This is a genomic window from Paenibacillus sp. 01T424 (genome assembly GCF_056398745.1).
Genome location: NZ_JBFTPZ010000060.1, coordinates 20,705 through 37,023 on the forward strand (window position 1 = coordinate 20,705; position 16,319 = coordinate 37,023).

Genomic DNA, 16,319 nt, shown 5'->3' on the forward strand with positions numbered 1-16,319 from the left:
TTGTTTCTCTCCTTTTGTTTTATTGCTTTTTCTATTTAAATAATTAAATAGCAGATTCATATACTTAGGCTCTTGCATCAAACGCATCACGAAGACCGTCCCCTACAAAGTTAATCGCAAGAACGGTAATGAGAATAACGATGCCAGCGGGTACCCATAACCACTGCTGCTCAGTTAAAACCGTTAGCGATTGTGCATCGTGCAGCATATTGCCAAGGCTCGCCTGAGGAGATTTGACCCCCATCCCAAGAAAACTAAGTCCAGCTTCACTAAGAATCGTGCTGGCAACGCCAAACGTTGCATTCACAATGATTGGCCCCATTACATTTGGCAAAATATGCTTCATTAGTATTCGCGGAGTTTTGTATCCAAGCGCAACGCCGGCGCGGACAAAATCCATTTGTTTCATGGATAATACGCTTCCCCTGACAAGCATCGCTATCGTTGGCCATTTGAAAAGTGCGAGAACAAGGATGATTGTGGTTGCACTTGCACCTAGTACACTCACGATGACCAATACGACCATCATGTATGGAAAACTTAAGAAAATATCAGTCAAACGCATAAGTGCCATATCCAGCCATTTGCCATAGTAACCAGCGATTAGTCCAATGAATGTTCCGAAGGTTACGTACAAAGCAACTGTAAAAAAACCAATCATTAAAGATACCCGTGTTCCATAAATCAACCGGCTTAATACATCCCGCCCTACTTGATCGGTGCCTAACCAGTGTGTAAGCGAGGGATGGGCTGAGAACGCATCTGTAATTTCATTAGGATGACTCGGTGCAAGCCACGGAGCAAAAAGCGCGATACTAAGCAGCAGCAAGGTAGTTGCAAGTCCCCATACCGCCAGCTTGTGCTTGATAAACTTACGCCTCACTATTTGGGCATGACTCTCCATTACATCCACTGACAGTTCGTCTTCATCACCATGATCTGAAGAAAATGCATCTTTCCTCATCCATGGCATTTCACTAACGGACATTGGCTATCCCCTCCAATCAGCTGTATTTAATGCGTGGATCAACGATTGAATAAACGATGTCGGTGAACAAATTCGTGAAGAGTATAACGCATGCAGCAATCAAATTAATGCCCATTAAAGTCGGATAGTCGCGTGAGAGAATGGCTTCCATCGTTAATTGCCCGATACCCGGCCATTGAAATACTTGCTCAATAATAATGCTGCCGCCTAATACCAAAGGAATTTCTGCACCGATGATCGTTATGATCGGGATTAAGGCATTGCGAAGCGCATGCTTATTCGTAACCAGAAATTCACTAAGGCCTTTCGCTCGGGCTGTACGCAGATAATCCTGATGGAGTACATCGAGCATACTTGCGCGAACATAACGAACCTTTTTACCTGCAATCGTAATACCAAGCACCATGACAGGAAGAATCATATGCATGAGGATATCTCCGAAACTTCCAGAGCCACCTAACGTTGACATTCCCCCTGTTGGAAGCCACTTCAGCTTAATTCCAACCACATAGATGAATCCAAGGCCTAGGAAAAAGGGAGGAATCGAGGTGCCTAGGAAGGATAACCCTGTCATGACATAATCCAATTTTGAATTCTGTTTGACAGCACTGATCACCCCTACGGGTACGGCAATCAATATCCCAACCAGCATCGATGCTGCAGCCAGCAGCAAGGTAGGTCCGATTCTGGCGCCAATCAGCTGTGATACGGGGGCGAAGCTGCTAAATGAATAGCCGAGTTCTCCTCTAAAAAAACCGCCCAGCCATTTTACATACTGTATATACAATGGGTCATTCAGACCAAGCAGCTCTTTTTTAATCTCTAGCAGCTCTTTCGGGATATTAGGAGTGATTAACATATCCACGGGATTCCCGGGAGCCATATTCATGATAAGAAAATTAAGCAATGTGATTCCAAGAAATACTGGTATGGAAATCAGCAGCCTTCGAACGATATAATGGCCCATCGATGCCTTCTCCTTTCCTAGCCTTTGTGCTATGCAAGCGGATAGTGGCATGCAACAGAGTGATGCTCTTTCGTAATTACCGGTTCTGTTGTTCGGCACAGCTCTTGCACATAAGGACAACGAGTATGAAATCGACAACCAGATGGAGGCTCAGCTGGACTAGGCACATCTCCTTGAATGATGTGACTGTTCGTTGTTCGAAGCGTTGGGTCCGGCGGAGGATACGCATTTAATAGAAGCTGCGTATACGGGTGCTTCGGCTTGCGGAATAGCTCCTCTGTAGGTGCCAATTCTACGATTTTCCCCAAGTACATGACGGCGATTCTTGTACTGATCTGTTTAACTGCTCCAATGCCATGGGCGATAAATAAATACGTCAGCTTCAACTCATTTTGCAAATCCTGTAAAAGATTTAAAATTTGAGCTTGGATGGAGACATCAAGCGCTGATACTGGCTCATCGCATACGATCAATTTGGGTTTGAATGAAATGGCTCTAGCGATTCCGATCCTCTGGCGCTGCCCCCCGGAAAATTCATGAGGATATCGATTGGCAGCCGAACGCGGCAATCCAACTAATTGAAGCAGGTTATCAACCTCACGCTGCACCTCACTGCGCTTCACCAGCTTGTGAACAATTAAAGGCTCAGCAAGCGTATCGTATATTCGAAGCCTTGGGTTTAAGGAAGCATACGGGTCCTGAAAAATCATCTGCATTCGTGTCCGCAGCGGTTTTAACTGTCGCTGAGAGGAATATATAATGTTCTGATTTTCAAAAAGAATACGTCCAGCTTGCGGATTCTCAAGTCGAATGATTGAACGACCAATCGTCGACTTGCCGCATCCCGATTCGCCAACTAAACCGACGGTTTCCCCTTCATACATCGTTAGGCTCACATCATCAACCGCCTTGATATGGCTGACTTGATTCGAAAATACGCCACTACGAATGGGGTAATACATTTTTAACCATTCGATTTGCAATAGTGCGTTGAGGCTCATAATCTAACCGCCTGAGTATGTTCTTCATTCGATACGTTTGGAAGGTCCTTCAGYCAGCAGCGTACATGATGTCCCTGTCCATTCGTCGTAAGATCAGGCTGTTCTTGCTGGCATCGTGCGATTGTATGTGGACAGCGTGGGTGAAAGCGGCATCCTGCAGGCATCTTCTGGATAGAGGGAACTGAACCTGGAATCGTCTGCAGCCGCTCCCTGTTGACTTGATCGAGTCGGAGGGTTGATTTCATTAAGCCTTGCGTATACGGATGCTTTGGTGCTCGAAAGAGAGTGAAAACGTCAGCTGATTCGACGACTTGCCCCGCATACATGACGACCACCGTATCCGCCATTTCAGCTACAACTCCTAAATCATGCGTAACTAGCAAGATAGCAGCACCGCTTTCTGCCTGCAGCTGCTTCATCAATGCAAGGATTTGTGCTTGAATCGTAACATCGAGCGCCGTTGTTGGCTCATCTGCAATGAGCAGCTTGGGCTGGCATGCCAACGCCATTGCAATCATTACCCGTTGTCTCATGCCTCCTGAAAGTGCGTGAGGGTATTCCTTTATAATCGATTCAGCTCTAGGAATACCTACTTTCCTTAACAAATCTATGGCTAAGCGCTTCACTTCCTTTCGAGACAGGTTCAAATGCTGGCGAATCGTTTCTTCAATCTGCTCTCCGATGGAGAAGACTGGATTTAGAGAGGTCATCGGCTCTTGAAAAATCATCGCGATTTCGCTGCCTCGAAGCTTACGAAGCTGAGCTTGCGAGCAGCTGATTAGAGATGAGCCGTTGAACTTGATTTCTCCTTGACGAACTGAACCATTAGCTCCGAGCAATCCCATGATGGAAAGGGATGTTACACTCTTTCCACAACCGGATTCGCCAACAATAGCGATGGTTTCCCCATGTTCAAGTGTGAAGCTCACATCATCTACAGCGATCACTTCTCCTTGATCCATCCGAAATGCCACCTGTAATCGATCAACTTCTAAAAGCTGTCCTATTGCATTCACCAACTTTTTATCATTTGGTATACGTACTTTACAATCAATCCATATAATTCCTATGTGTTTTATAAACTTTGATTAATCCTAGCATACAGAATTTTGAAAAGATTGAATAATAGAATAATTCTATATATAAATAGAAAATTGTTCCAATCCATACATAAATAGCTACGCAAGCTCGTTATGACTAGCTATTTAGCGGGGTTATTAGGATGATATGGAACATAAAAAAGTGCCGCAATAAATCGTCGCGGCACTTTTTATAAGTTAAATGATGAAATTGATTTTGATTGCAATTTAGTTTTTAGCGGTATGTTTCTTAATTGCAGGCATAATTTCAGTAGCGATAAGTTCTATATTTTTTGCAATTTTATCAAATGAAACACCGCCAAAATCAATTTGAGCCATAAAACGCTGATGTCCATATAATTCATATTGGTAAAGCATTTTTTCAATGATTTGCTGCGGGCTGCCCACCATTAAAGCATCACGATGATCGGTCGACTGAGCAAACTGCTGTTTTGGATATCCGCCTCCACGCAGTGCTTGCATTCCAGCGTTAAGATGTGGATAGTACTCACGAAGAGCGTCTTGTGTCGTTTCTGCCATATAAAATAAACTCGTCGTTGCTATAGGTAAAGCTGCTGGATCAAAACCTTTGCTTGAAGCAGCTTCACGATAAGCATCTACCGAAATTTTAAAGTTGCTTGCTGGACCTCCAAGCGTTGTCAGCATCATTGGAATTCCGGCATATCCTGCTTTAATAGCACTTGCAGGAGGTCCGCCTACTGCTCTCCAAATGGGCATATGTCCATTTTGGGGCTGCGGCAAAATCGATGCTTGCTTAAGAGCTGGTCTAAACTGACCTTCCCATGTTATCGTTTCTTCATTGTTTAATTTCATTAGAAGCTCTAGCTTCTCTTCAAATAGTTCTTCATAATCCCGAACATCATAGCCAAGCAAACTATACGCCCCGACGCGTGAGCCCCGTCCTGCCACAATTTCCGCACGTCCCTTGGAAATTAAATCGATCGTTGCAAAATCTTCGTATACTCGAACAGGATCAGATGTACTTAGCACTGTTGCTGAGCTGGCAATCTTAATGTTTTTTGTGGCCTGGGCAATAGCTCCTAAAATCACGGTATGGGCTTGTGTCGTGAAAAATGTTTGATGACTTTCCCCTACAGCAAATACATCTATTCCTGCCTCATCTGCCAGCTTGCTTGCATCAATGAGCTCTTGAATACGCTGTTCAGCACTTATCATTGTGCCCGTATTCGGGTTAGGCAAATGATCCCCAATGGAATACAATCCGAATTCTAATCCTTTATTTTTATCGTTTCGATATTTTTCCATGCGTTCTCTCCCCTTTTGCGTATTAATTCAGCGGTACTAATTTTGCTTCAATATCCGCCCGTCTAGCTTCTAAAAATGGCGGTAAATCCAGTGCTTTACCTAGCTCTGCGACGGATGAATCTTTCGTAAACCCTGGCCCATCCGTCGCTATTTCAAACAAAATGCCATTTGATTCTCGGAAATATAAGCTTTGAAAATAATAACGATCCACAATGCCGGAGGAGTGGAAGCCGCGTTTTTTAACGACCTCATCCCAATAGCGCAGCTCTTCTTCATTTTTAACACGGATGGCTAAATGATGAATGCTTCCTCTTCCAGGCTTCTCGATTGCTCCATCTGCTTGTTTGACCAAAATTTCTCCATAGGAACGACCGGCAACAGATTGATAAATGGCTTCATTTTCCGTACGTGACACTTCGCTATAACCTAACATGCTCGTCAATGTAGCGGCTAAACGATCCAAAGATCGAACGGTCATTTCGACAGTTCCCATGCCAAGAATGCGATGATTTTGCAAGGCGATTGATTCCTCCCATGCTGCCCATTTCTCAGGGACTTCCTCACCGTTATTGTTTAGTAGAACCATTCGCAAACCTTCTGTATCTTCAAAATGGAGCGCATCTCGCCCTGCATATTTTGTAATTTCGCCGTGTTCTACCTTTAATAATTCAAAACGTTTTTTCCAATAGGCTAAACTTTCTAAAGAAGGCACGAGCAAGCCAATTTGAGTAATCGCATTAGTACCGCGCACAGTTCTTCCTGCATTTGTCATTTCAAAGAAGGATAGCTCCGTTCCCGCACTGCCCGTTAAATCACCGTAAAATAAATGATACATGGATGGATCGTCTTGATTGACCGTCTTCTTCACTCTGCGCAGTCCTAGTACTTCTTGATAAAAATGATTATTAATTTTTGCGTTTTTTGTAATCATCGAAATATGATGATGTCCAGGGATTGTATACATAATTGTTCCTCCTCTATTTAACTTGACTAGTCAATTGATATTGCGAAAAAATTACTCTGACGGCAATTTCTTTTTCTGGCTATGTTTATGGATGCGAGTCATCAATGAGTATAGTGTTTTTTGTTCGTCCTCATTTAATACATCTTCAAAAAATGAAGTTTGAAAAGCAAGCTGGCTCGGCATTGCGATATCCAATATGGCTTCGGCCTTTTCTGTTAAACTAATCGTTTTGGTTTTCCAGTCTTGCTTGCGCACAATATAACCTTCGTTCTCAAGTCGTACGAGCATGCGAGATATGCCGCCTTGCGTAACCGTTACTTTCTCGGCCAAAACCATTTGGGTTAGAGGCTGATAGACACGAATTTGCATGAGTACATCAAATTGAGCAGTCGTTAAATCAAATTGTTTTAAAAATTCATTTGACATCTGGTTGCTCTGATTCGTAAAACGCATCAGCCGCAGCCAAATTAACGAACCTAACGTATTATTCTGCATTTCGTTCCCCCTCTCAATGACTATGCCATCACTTTACTACTCAATTGATAAAATGGCAAGTGTGAATGTTTAAGTTTAAAAAGCTACAATTAATGGAAAGATTAATGCACTTAATTAATTATAGTTACTTGACAAAGAAATTTATATTCGCTATTATTATCTCATATTAAAGATACTCAACGTAAAGAAAGTTGGCGTATTTTTATTATCCATCTTTCGTTAAGAATAACCCTTCCTTGTTTAAGAAATACTGATCATTAACTATTTGTTATCCTAAGGACGGTTCTTGTTCTAAAGCTTTACAACATGATTTGGCAGTGTCTGCAAAAGGTTTTCTAGACAAATGATTTGGTAGAACAACTATTGAGGAGGAAAAAACAGTGTCAAAATTAAATATCGGTATTATTTTAGGAAGTACTCGTCAAGGTCGTCTTAGCCCGCAAGTTGGTGAATGGGTGAAGAAAATCGCTGATCAACGCGGAGATGCTAATTATGAAATCGTTGATATCGCGGATTTCAAGCTCCCGCTCTTGGGAGAAAGCGATGCTACTGAGCAAGCAACAGCTTGGAATACGAAGCTTGCTAGCTTGGATGGATTCGTATTTATTGTACAAGAATACAACCACAGTATTTCAGCATCACTGAAAAATGCGCTTGATTATGCTCGTGACGCATGGAACGATAAAGCAGCAGGTATCGTAAGTTACGGTTCTGTAGGCGGTGCTCGTGCAGCTGAGCATTTACGTGGAATTTTGGGCGAATTGTCTGTAGCTGACGTTCGTGTACATCCTGCATTGTCACTCTTCACTGATTTTGAGAACGGTTCTGTTTTCAAACCAGCTGATCTTCATCTTACTAATTTGAACGGCATGTTAGATCAAGTACTCGCTTGGAGCGGTGCATTGAAAACATTGCGTTAATCGTCACTACCAACTACCACCTCTTTATGAAGAGGTGGTTTTTCTTTGTGTCATTTAATGGAGCAGATCATTGCCCGGTGAAAAGGGATATAAATTTCCTTCCAAGCTGAAGGAAGCTTGTCCGGTTTCTTCTGATACGATGATAACAAGCGCATCACTTAATTCTGATAAACCAAGACCGGCACGATGTCTAGTTCCAAGCTTCTTCTGCTCGCTGTCTCTTTGCGTTAACGGCAGGACATTGCCAGCAGATATAATTTTATCATTTTGGATTAAGACTGCGCCGTCATGGAGCGGACCGCCAGGGGTGAAAATAGATTCTATTAACGAATGCGTCAGCATGGCAGAAATTAATACGCCATGAGTAATATACCTATCGATTGAATCTGATCTTTGCACGACGAGAAGCGCCCCATGGCGCCGTTTCGATAAATGGGATATTGCATGGGACAGCTCGTCATATTTGGCGGTATAAGGTGCAAGATAACATTTTAAATAAAAGGTTGTTGCAATCGATTCCGTTTCAAAAACTTGTTCTTTCATAGAATGGAACTCATTTAGCAAGCAATTGCCAGCATCATGATCCAAATCCTTTATCAAAGCTTCAAGGGATTCACGCAAATGTAGAAGCTTGCTCTTCACTTCAACTTTCATTGGAGAGAAATCACATTTTATATCATCCATACGTCCACCCCACTCAAGTGACTACCGCAAATTGAAGTTGAATACTTCCTTTATTTTGCTTAGCCCCTCTTTTTTTATACATAATGGCTAATGGCAACAAAAAGACTGGCCCTATAATAGGAACCAGTCTTCTTAAAGTTCTTGTCAGTATATCTGCGATTGCAGCTTACTGATTGTTTTCAGGAATGCTTATTTTTTTGGACCATGTTTTGCCGCCATCGGTTGTTCTGTATACAGCTGCATTAGATAGGCTTGTATCGGCCATCCAGCCTAGCTCCTTGCTTGTAAACGAAATAATGCTTTCTCCCCCAGCGATCGGTGTAAGATTATTCCACGTTTTCCCTGAATCAACCGAACGACCAACGCCAATGACTCCAGCGGCTGGAGAGTAACCTCCGAGTATCGCAGCTCCATCAACAAGCTCCATATTGCTAGGGTGTCCACCAGGCGCAGCAGGTCCTTCTTTAACAAGTCCTGCAGCACCGCCTGGTGCTGGTCCGCCGCCTGCTGTTTCCTGGCTAATTACTTTCCTCCAGCTTGAACCATTATCTGCAGAGGCATAAAGGGAATAAGATTGCTGGGACATCCCTACTCCACCGTAAAATTGTGCCCATATTTGATTTCCCTTTGTGTAAAGCTTACCGCCTATGCTCTCCTCTGATTTAACTGTTAGTTTTGTGGACCAATTCATACCACCATCTGTGGTTTCTGATAGTCGATAGCCAAATCCAGGTACTACGATAAGTGACCATCCATGCTTCACATCTGTAAATTCTGCATAGCGGTTATTGGGAGGAGTAGAGATTTTGGTCCATGTTTTCCCGCCATTTGATGTTTTATAGGCAAAAGCCTTCGTATAGCCGAAGCCATTTGAAGCATCCACAAAAYGAATACGTTCAAGCGCGAGCGGATTGGTTACTATTTTGGTGAACGTTTTTCCGCCATCCTTGGTGTGAATTAGGGCATTCGTTCCGGAAGCAGAAGATTTCGCCAATGCCCATCCAGTTGTGTTGGAAATGAAATCAAGCTGTGTAAATTGCCAAGTACCCTTATAGATCGGTTGCCATGTTGAGCCGGCATCAGAAGTTCCAATGAGAAATCCATTGCCAGCAGCGCGTCCGGTTGTACCGTTCAAAAATTGAATATCACTGAAATGGTATGTGGTATCCCCTGCTGGTGTTCCGCTGAAAAGATCCTTTGCTGTTGTGCTGCCTGCTGCTTGCGTTAACGGTGCGATTGCTGTTAGGCCAATCATCAGTGCTGCTACAAGACCGTACTTAAGTTTAGCTTTGATCATGTTTTTCCTCCTCCTGCTGCTAAGTTAGTATTAGAGCCTTTATAGAAGAAAATACCCTGCTTTGATCAAATTGAATCTTAAACGTTATTGATCGTTATGCTGTAACTTTCTTACGAGCACCGCTTATTTTAAATACAATGATGCCACAGACGATTACAAGGACACCTAACCCTTTATTCGTTGTGAAAGCTACTTTTTCGATACCTAGCCACCCTTGCGAGTCCCACAATAAAGCAGTTCCCAGCTGTGCGGTTAGAACGATAGAGATGGCATACGTCGGACCAAGCCGCCTAATGCCTTGTACCAGACAAGTAACAACGCCTACGCCGATTAGACCGCTGAACCAGTACCATGGCTTCATATTTTGTAATGCAAATAACTGTTCGCCTTCGAATACGAATCCGATAACAAATGAGGCAAGGAATCCCATGCCTAATACTAACGCAGTTGTTGTCCATGTATTTATTCGTTCATTGACTTTGCTATTGAATATATTTTGCAAACTGACCAAACAACCAGTGAGAACTGCAAATATAAGTCCAATCATCATGTTTTCTACTCTCCCATTGGCTTATTGATTTGAAATAGCTCATGATATTGTTTTACTCATAAATATTTTGAATGGCGAGTGCGCGTAGTCCATCCTTGTTTTTAACAAGAATGCCTCCATTTTTTCGCTCAATTAAACCTTTTGCACAAAATTGCTGGACAACCCGATTGAGATGTCTATAGCTCGTTCCGATCAAGTTAGCCGTATCCTTTAAGCTGATTGTTTTCCGCTGCCCTTTAATTAGATATTCTGAATCATCATAGGAGACGGACAATAGATAGCTCGCCAATCGAACCTCCACAGGATGCAAAATATTGAAGCTTAATGCGTTCGAATTTTTCAAAAATTTCCGAGCTATAATTTTTAATAAAAATTGCAGCAGCGGCGAATGATCTTTGCCATATTTATTCAACCACTGATGATGAATGCCAATCATGTATACAGTCGACACGGCTTCGACCGTGTTGATAATGTCAATGTCTTGCACATATTCAATATCCCCTACTACATCAAGGGAGGTTTTGAAAGTAAGAATAAGTGTTTTCCCATCTTTCGAGGTTGTGTAGATCTTTATCTTTCCTTGAACGAGAAAATAGAGATATTTTGAAGATTGACCTTGGGAACAAATAAGCTCCTCATGGTCAAAGCAGAATAGTGATAAATGGGGTAATAATTGTTCCCCGAATGTTGTTTCCAATTGATGCGTTTGTAAAAAATGGTGGAGCTGCTCGCGATCTTTAATTTCTTGCATCTGTACGAATCACCTCCAGAGGAATACGGTTAAGGGCTTGGTATATTTTAACTATTATAACCGCAATATAACCACCCCAGCTATCATCATCCCAATACCGATGAATTGAGGCAGCCTCATCTTCTGCTTTGCAACCCCAAACCATCCTTGACTATCGACGATAAAAGCCAGGCTTAACTGGGCAATCAGCATGGCAGATATGCTAAGAGTAACGCCAATTTGTTGAATAGCAGTGACATTGCTGAAGATGATAATAGCTGCAAAGGAACCGCCGATTAGATATAAGGGTTTTACTTGTTTAAAACCGGACCACTGTTTATCCCTGACGAATAACAGAATAATCAAGGCTGCTATGAATCCGGTGAACTGGGTAATCGTTGCGGTTTGCCAAGTGCCGATATCTTGACTAATTCTTGAATTAGCAACACCTTGTAGTGTAATTAAGACCCCGCCTAAAAATGCGAAAATGCTCCCTTTCATATCATTGCTCTCCTCCATATCAATCTTTCCATCATTAAACGATACATTTCAAGGTTTAGGAAAGGACATATGTCCTAAATCAATGTAAAGCAGTTTTTTGCATAAAAAAAGAACGAACGCTCGATCACTGTTCGTTCAATTTATTCGTTTGGGATAGCCTCCTACTCGCTCCAACGTATCTTATTGCGGAACCCCAGTTCTTTGGAGATGAGATCCGCATACTTTTTTGCTTGCTGACCGTAGCTCTCGATTTTACTTGGCGTAAACCGTATCGCGGGACCAGCTACATTCAGTGATCCAATAACGGTATTATCATAAGAAAAGATGGGAGCCCCGATGCCAGTTGTTCCATCCGTTGCTTGTCCTGATGTGATGGCATAACCTCGGGAGCGAATGATCTCTAGATCAGTCTGAATCATTTCTTTGGATAATGGAATCAGCGACGGTACTGTTGTCCAATCCACACCTTGCAATATAGCTTCCTGCATCGTGGATGGCAAATGAACAAGAATAGCGCGATTAGATGCTCCTATATATAGTGGCAGCCTAAGTCCGATAGGTTCGGAAATTTTCAAAATTTGCGGTGAATCGATGGAATCAATATAGACGCCTTCTTGGTTCTCTCTTGTAGCCAAATAGATCGTTTCTTTCGTTTTTTGCGATAGTTCGACCATGAATGGTCTAGCCAGTGACCTGAACATTAGACTGTCCCACATCAAAAAACCGTATTTCATAATGGAAAGTCCTAATTTATATTTTTTCGATTTTTTATCTTGAGCAACAAATCCATGTTCGGATAAAGAATGAAGAATTCGATGCGCGCTTTGTACAGGCATGTCGAGTTCCCTGCTGATTTCTGTTGCACTCATTTCTTTCTCGCTGCCATGCGGTACAAGCAGATCCAATATGTGAATAGCTTTGGAAATGACCCCGGACATTTGCTGCACCTCCGATAGGAATTGATGTTATATTGCTTAACATGATTTTAGCATATAGATCCTAGCAACGAAATATTACTCCGATGATTCCTCATGATTATGTAGAAGAATTGATAGATTCATGATGTTATCCGAGTCGATTCCCTCATCGGCAAAGCCCACCTTTTTAAAGCATCGGATGCTCGCTATATTTTCAACTTCAATACCTGCTGTAATGATCTGTACGGCATCTAATTCCTTTCTATTCTGCAGCAACTCCAGCATTCTTTTTCCGTAACCCTTATTTCGAAGGCTTGGATTGGTTAATAAGCTTACAGAAGCAGTATGGTCGGGATAAATTTCAACACTGATTTGACCAACGGGTATTTCTTGCTCATAAACTATCCAAGCATAATAATTAGAGCTTTTATTAACGAACTTATACCAGCGTTTTAATGGCAATTTGCCGCTTAACCATTTATAAACTTCTGCATCTTTAAACCAGTCTTCTAATACATACAAGTTGGGCTGTTCCAGCTCCCTAAACTCCATTGTGCTTCATCTCCTATTTTTAATTTATTCATTTATACTAAACGGCTCTCATGAAGGTTTCTATTTTTTTATATCCAAAAAGGCGAAATGATAGAATGGTTTCCTTCTCTTTTTATTCTTCTTTTTCGAAAGTATAATCATTTGCAACAGTACGAGAATGAGGAGAGAAATCACATCATGAAGCGCATAAAGCAATTTGCAGAGCCCGCTGCTCCAACCTTTATTCATTTATGGCGGCATCCAGGATTCCTTATCCTGTTTCTAACAGGTGGAATTATCGCCTTTGGCAACAAAATTTATGAGCTGGCGCTGCCGCTTATTTTGTACGATTTGAGCCACTCTGCGGTGAAAATGTCAACGATGCGCGCCATCGAGCTTCTTCCAAACCTGCTGCTTGCCATGTTTATCGGTGTACTGGTTGACCGCGTGCACAAGAAAAGCTGGTCATTATGGGCCATAGGACTGCAAATCTGCGTTCTTCTAGGTCTATATGCAGTCATTTCCTACGGCAATCCACCCATCTTTGTGCTATATGTAAGCGGCTTTTTGCTCATGCTGTTTGGTTATGCATTTAATAATGCCCGTGTTGGAATTGTGAAGCATTCACTCCCTGCGGAAATGCTGACACCGGCTAACGCTACCTTCAACTTTATGTCAACCTTGGTTGGCATTATGGGTCCTGCTGTAACAGGGCTGCTGCTCATGCTTCCTGTGCTGTATGATGCCTTATTCATTACTTCGTTTTTGTTCTCTATTGCATTTGTTTTGCTGATATTCTTACGCAGCGATGAGCCGCCTAATGCTCAGCAAGCTGGTTTCTGGCGTGAGCTTCGAGCAGGTTGGGCTGAATTTCGCTCTAATAAATTATTATGGCAGTTGACGATCACTGTAATTTTTTTGAACGCGACGTCAGGCATGGTGGATACAACGATCATTTTCTACGCCAAGGATGCGCTCAGACTGAATAATGCAGAGCTAGGTACCGTGTTGGCAGCAGCAGGTGTAGGTGGGCTTCTTGGCAGTCTACTTATTAGCAGGCTTCGACGCACCTATTCTGTTGGTGTCTTGGTCACGATCACCACGCTATGTGTTGCGTTATCTTATTTACTGATGGCTTTATCGCAATCCAGTATGATGTTAAGCTTCAGCCTGCTGCTTAATGGATGTTTTGAGATGATCAGCACCGTTTGTATTTGGACATTTAGACAGGAATCTACACCACATCAGCTAATCGGACGTATCAGTGGCATAACTGGCTCATTATTCAAGCTTGCTATGCCGATTACGATTGTTTCTGCGGGTTGGATCTCTGAGCTCGCGTACCCAACAGTAGTATTTTGGCTAGCTGCTCTAGGAAACCTGCTCATTTTCAGCTACTGTAGATTTAGCTCATTATGGAGTAAATGATGGATGAATGGTCAGCGTAATAAGCAGTACCTAATCTCAATAAATAACACGTACCTCCGATCGGAAAAGCATCAACGGTACGTGTTTTTTTATGCTATTGATTTATAAACGTTCTCACTCGGTTCTGTATCAGATTAGTAACATCCTTTGCAGTTTATTGTCTTGTAAAGTAAGCTTTGATTTGAATAATTTGTCTCCAGCCGCTACAAAATGTTCTCATTCATCTACAAATAGACTCTTTATTTAGTTATTCTTTACTGTATTCGGTAAATACACATGAAATAAAGTCCCTTCATCACTTTCAGCCCAAATTTGTCCTCCGTGACGTTCGACAAGCGTTTTCGTAATAGCAAGACCTAAGCCCCCGCCTCCCGATTTCCGGTTCYGTGATTTTTCCACACGATAGAAACGTTCGAATACATGCGCGAGCTGCTCAGTTGGTATTCCGATTCCAGTATCCTTGACGGTTATTTGAACACCTTGTTGAACTAATTTCCCATATACCGATACCTTTCCACCATTAGAAGTAAACTTTAGAGCATTCGATAATAAATTCGTCCACATTTGAATGAGTCGGTATTCATCAGCATGGATAGTCATTTCAGGGATGAAACCTCTTTCCAAAATAATTCCTTTATCTGAAAAGGAGGGCTTCATAAGATCTAAAACTTGTTCTATAGATTTTGTTAGTGGAACATCTTTTAAGCTTAACTGCTGTGCTGTAGAAGTAAGTGTTTGCAGTTCTTCCAAATCATTAACCATTTGGACTAAACGGTGAATTTCTTCTCTGCATGATTGTATGCGTTCAGGTGTAGCTTCCCAAATTCCATCTTGAATCGCTGATAAAAAACTATTTAATGTCGTTAAGGGGGTTCGAAGCTCATGAGCAATATTTTCGGTCATCGTTACCCGTAATTGTTCTTGCTGTTCAAGCTGTTCAGCTAAATGATTGATAGAGGCGGCCAGTTGATCGACTTCATCTTTTGGAGTGCCTTTTAAAGGAAGACGAGCATCTCGTTTTCCTCTTGCCATAACGAGTGTTATATTCTTCATTTTAACTAAAGGAGAGGAAATTTTTTTAGCGATGTAAATGCTCATAATAAGCGTAATAATGAGTGCTCCGCCTACTGTCAGTCCAATGGATTGAAGAATGGCTTGCTCTAAATGTGAATTTAACGACTCTGTGTTATCGTGGCTGCCTTGCGCTATCTCTTCACCATAAAGCTGGAAATGATGATGAGTGGCTGTAGCTAAAGCAATGGAAGCAATGATTAAGATGGCTGTTGYATAAAAGATAAGAAGAATACTAATCCGATAGGATAGTGTTTTTTTCATTTGCCTCCTCCATGAAAGCGATAGCCGGCACCAAAAACCGTCTGAATGAACATTGGATTTTTAGCATCCTCCTCTATTTTTTGCCGTAAATTTTTGACATGCTGATCAATTGTACGAGCATCCCCTTCAAAATCGATTCCCATCACCATATCAATTAATTGTTCGCGGGAAAGTGTTCTTTCAGCATTTCTAGCCATAGCAACAAGCAGTTTATATTCATTGGGTGTTAAATTTATGGGTTCTTGATTGATGTAAACCTGTTTAGCTTGGCTATCCAAACTTAATCGTCCATTACCGTATTCCAAACGATCAGCGAGAAGCTCATGATGATTGGTACGCCGCAGGACGGAACGAACTCTAGCCAACAATTCATGGGGATCAAATGGTTTCACGATATAATCGTCAGCTCCAGCAGATAACCCTTGGATGCGATGATTTAGAGAAGCTTTAGCCGTAAGCATAATGATGGGTACCGGATTAGTTCCTCGTATTTGTCTGCACAGCAGCTCTCCATTAATGTCAGGGAGCATCAAGTCAAGAATGATTAAATCAAAGGGCTGCTTATCGATTTCATGCATCGCACTTTGGCCATCACTAGCTTCACATGCACTATAACCAGCCTTGTTTAGATAAGCGATTATAACC

The 16,319-nt window shown here is 42.1% G+C and carries 18 protein-coding genes; 2 read left to right on the forward strand and 16 right to left on the reverse strand.

The genetic code is table 11. The features are described from left to right. Window positions 1–64: 64 nt before the first annotated feature. The 7 genes from opp4C to AC1DPK_RS30575 all read right to left on the reverse strand — a co-directional run bounded on the left by opp4C (window position 65) and on the right by AC1DPK_RS30575 (window position 6,781). Window positions 65–988 (reverse strand): oligopeptide ABC transporter permease, encoded by a 924-nt coding sequence (gene opp4C / locus AC1DPK_RS30545; protein WP_477512603.1) that lies wholly within the window; start codon window positions 986–988, stop codon window positions 65–67. 16 nt (window positions 989–1,004) lie between these two features. After that, window positions 1,005–1,955 (reverse strand): ABC transporter permease, encoded by a 951-nt coding sequence (locus AC1DPK_RS30550; RefSeq protein ID WP_477512604.1) that lies wholly within the window; start codon window positions 1,953–1,955, stop codon window positions 1,005–1,007. A gap of 29 nt (window positions 1,956–1,984) precedes the next feature. Next, window positions 1,985–2,956: an ABC transporter ATP-binding protein gene (locus AC1DPK_RS30555; protein ID WP_477512605.1), complete on the reverse strand. Its 972-nt coding sequence runs from the start codon at window positions 2,954–2,956 to the stop codon at window positions 1,985–1,987. Continuing rightward, the gene (locus tag AC1DPK_RS30560) at window positions 2,953–3,918 is read right to left on the reverse strand and encodes an ABC transporter ATP-binding protein (RefSeq protein WP_477512606.1); all 966 of its coding nucleotides are present in this window, start codon (window positions 3,916–3,918) and stop codon (window positions 2,953–2,955) included. The genes AC1DPK_RS30555 and AC1DPK_RS30560 overlap by 4 nt, the downstream gene beginning before the upstream one ends. Before the next feature lie 345 nt (window positions 3,919–4,263). Then, window positions 4,264–5,322, reverse strand: coding sequence for an LLM class flavin-dependent oxidoreductase (locus AC1DPK_RS30565; RefSeq protein WP_477512607.1), 1,059 nt, complete (start codon window positions 5,320–5,322; stop codon window positions 4,264–4,266). A 22-nt stretch (window positions 5,323–5,344) separates the two neighbouring features. Continuing rightward, window positions 5,345–6,286 (reverse strand): ring-cleaving dioxygenase, encoded by a 942-nt coding sequence (locus tag AC1DPK_RS30570; RefSeq protein ID WP_477512608.1) that lies wholly within the window; start codon window positions 6,284–6,286, stop codon window positions 5,345–5,347. 51 nt (window positions 6,287–6,337) lie between these two features. Further along, window positions 6,338–6,781, reverse strand: a complete 444-nt coding sequence (locus AC1DPK_RS30575; RefSeq protein ID WP_441883285.1) for a MarR family winged helix-turn-helix transcriptional regulator — start codon at window positions 6,779–6,781, stop codon at window positions 6,338–6,340. A 380-nt stretch (window positions 6,782–7,161) separates the two neighbouring features. Here AC1DPK_RS30575 and AC1DPK_RS30580 point away from each other — a divergent pair, with 380 nt between their 5' ends. Then, on the forward strand, window positions 7,162–7,701 hold the full coding sequence (locus AC1DPK_RS30580) for an NADPH-dependent FMN reductase (RefSeq protein WP_076265973.1): 540 nt from the start codon (window positions 7,162–7,164) through the stop codon (window positions 7,699–7,701). Between the two features lie 54 nt (window positions 7,702–7,755). Here the strand turns inward: AC1DPK_RS30580 and cdaS are convergent, their stop codons facing one another. The 7 genes from cdaS to AC1DPK_RS30615 form a co-directional block, all read right to left on the reverse strand. Further along, window positions 7,756–8,385: a sporulation-specific diadenylate cyclase CdaS gene (cdaS, locus tag AC1DPK_RS30585; protein WP_441907658.1), complete on the reverse strand. Its 630-nt coding sequence runs from the start codon at window positions 8,383–8,385 to the stop codon at window positions 7,756–7,758. 166 nt (window positions 8,386–8,551) lie between these two features. Beyond that, the gene (locus tag AC1DPK_RS30590) at window positions 8,552–9,682 is read right to left on the reverse strand and encodes a WD40/YVTN/BNR-like repeat-containing protein (protein WP_477512609.1); all 1,131 of its coding nucleotides are present in this window, start codon (window positions 9,680–9,682) and stop codon (window positions 8,552–8,554) included. Window positions 9,683–9,776: 94 nt separating this feature from the next. Next, a complete protein-coding gene (locus AC1DPK_RS30595) occupies window positions 9,777–10,232 on the reverse strand; it encodes a DMT family transporter (protein WP_477512610.1) in 456 nt (151 codons plus the stop codon). A gap of 52 nt (window positions 10,233–10,284) precedes the next feature. Then, window positions 10,285–10,983 carry a Crp/Fnr family transcriptional regulator gene (locus tag AC1DPK_RS30600; RefSeq protein WP_477512611.1) on the reverse strand — a complete coding sequence of 233 codons (699 nt, stop codon included), beginning with the start codon at window positions 10,981–10,983 and terminating at the stop codon, window positions 10,285–10,287. 54 nt (window positions 10,984–11,037) lie between these two features. Next, the gene (locus AC1DPK_RS30605) at window positions 11,038–11,463 is read right to left on the reverse strand and encodes a DMT family transporter (RefSeq protein ID WP_339209338.1); all 426 of its coding nucleotides are present in this window, start codon (window positions 11,461–11,463) and stop codon (window positions 11,038–11,040) included. A 161-nt stretch (window positions 11,464–11,624) separates the two neighbouring features. After that, window positions 11,625–12,401 carry an IclR family transcriptional regulator gene (locus AC1DPK_RS30610; RefSeq protein WP_477512612.1) on the reverse strand — a complete coding sequence of 259 codons (777 nt, stop codon included), beginning with the start codon at window positions 12,399–12,401 and terminating at the stop codon, window positions 11,625–11,627. Window positions 12,402–12,476: 75 nt separating this feature from the next. Then, window positions 12,477–12,932, reverse strand: coding sequence for a GNAT family N-acetyltransferase (locus AC1DPK_RS30615; RefSeq protein ID WP_477512613.1), 456 nt, complete (start codon window positions 12,930–12,932; stop codon window positions 12,477–12,479). Window positions 12,933–13,109: 177 nt separating this feature from the next. Here AC1DPK_RS30615 and AC1DPK_RS30620 point away from each other — a divergent pair, with 177 nt between their 5' ends. Beyond that, window positions 13,110–14,339 (forward strand): MFS transporter, encoded by a 1,230-nt coding sequence (locus AC1DPK_RS30620; protein WP_477512614.1) that lies wholly within the window; start codon window positions 13,110–13,112, stop codon window positions 14,337–14,339. Window positions 14,340–14,582: 243 nt separating this feature from the next. Here the strand turns inward: AC1DPK_RS30620 and AC1DPK_RS30625 are convergent, their stop codons facing one another. Both AC1DPK_RS30625 and AC1DPK_RS30630 read right to left on the reverse strand, forming a co-directional pair. Further along, complete coding sequence (locus tag AC1DPK_RS30625) at window positions 14,583–15,674, reverse strand: sensor histidine kinase (RefSeq protein WP_477512615.1); 1,092 nt, start codon at window positions 15,672–15,674, stop codon at window positions 14,583–14,585. After that, the coding region (locus tag AC1DPK_RS30630) for a response regulator transcription factor (RefSeq protein WP_477512616.1) at window positions 15,671–16,319 on the reverse strand (649 nt) is incomplete at its 5' end. The genes AC1DPK_RS30625 and AC1DPK_RS30630, both read right to left, overlap by 4 nt.

Coding starts and splice junctions, on each gene's coding strand:
- opp4C (WP_477512603.1), bottom strand. CDS start 988: ATGTCCGTTAGTGAAATGCCATGGATGAGGAAAGATGCATTTTCTTCA.
- AC1DPK_RS30550 (WP_477512604.1), bottom strand. CDS start 1,955: ATGGGCCATTATATCGTTCGAAGGCTGCTGATTTCCATACCAGTATTT.
- AC1DPK_RS30555 (WP_477512605.1), bottom strand. CDS start 2,956: ATGAGCCTCAACGCACTATTGCAAATCGAATGGTTAAAAATGTATTAC.
- AC1DPK_RS30565 (WP_477512607.1), bottom strand. CDS start 5,322: ATGGAAAAATATCGAAACGATAAAAATAAAGGATTAGAATTCGGATTG.
- AC1DPK_RS30570 (WP_477512608.1), bottom strand. CDS start 6,286: ATGTATACAATCCCTGGACATCATCATATTTCGATGATTACAAAAAAC.
- AC1DPK_RS30575 (WP_441883285.1), bottom strand. CDS start 6,781: ATGCAGAATAATACGTTAGGTTCGTTAATTTGGCTGCGGCTGATGCGT.
- cdaS (WP_441907658.1), bottom strand. CDS start 8,385: ATGGATGATATAAAATGTGATTTCTCTCCAATGAAAGTTGAAGTGAAG.
- AC1DPK_RS30595 (WP_477512610.1), bottom strand. CDS start 10,232: ATGATGATTGGACTTATATTTGCAGTTCTCACTGGTTGTTTGGTCAGT.
- AC1DPK_RS30600 (WP_477512611.1), bottom strand. CDS start 10,983: ATGCAAGAAATTAAAGATCGCGAGCAGCTCCACCATTTTTTACAAACG.
- AC1DPK_RS30605 (WP_339209338.1), bottom strand. CDS start 11,463: ATGAAAGGGAGCATTTTCGCATTTTTAGGCGGGGTCTTAATTACACTA.
- AC1DPK_RS30610 (WP_477512612.1), bottom strand. CDS start 12,401: ATGTCCGGGGTCATTTCCAAAGCTATTCACATATTGGATCTGCTTGTA.
- AC1DPK_RS30615 (WP_477512613.1), bottom strand. CDS start 12,932: ATGGAGTTTAGGGAGCTGGAACAGCCCAACTTGTATGTATTAGAAGAC.
- AC1DPK_RS30620 (WP_477512614.1), top strand. CDS start 13,110: ATGAAGCGCATAAAGCAATTTGCAGAGCCCGCTGCTCCAACCTTTATT.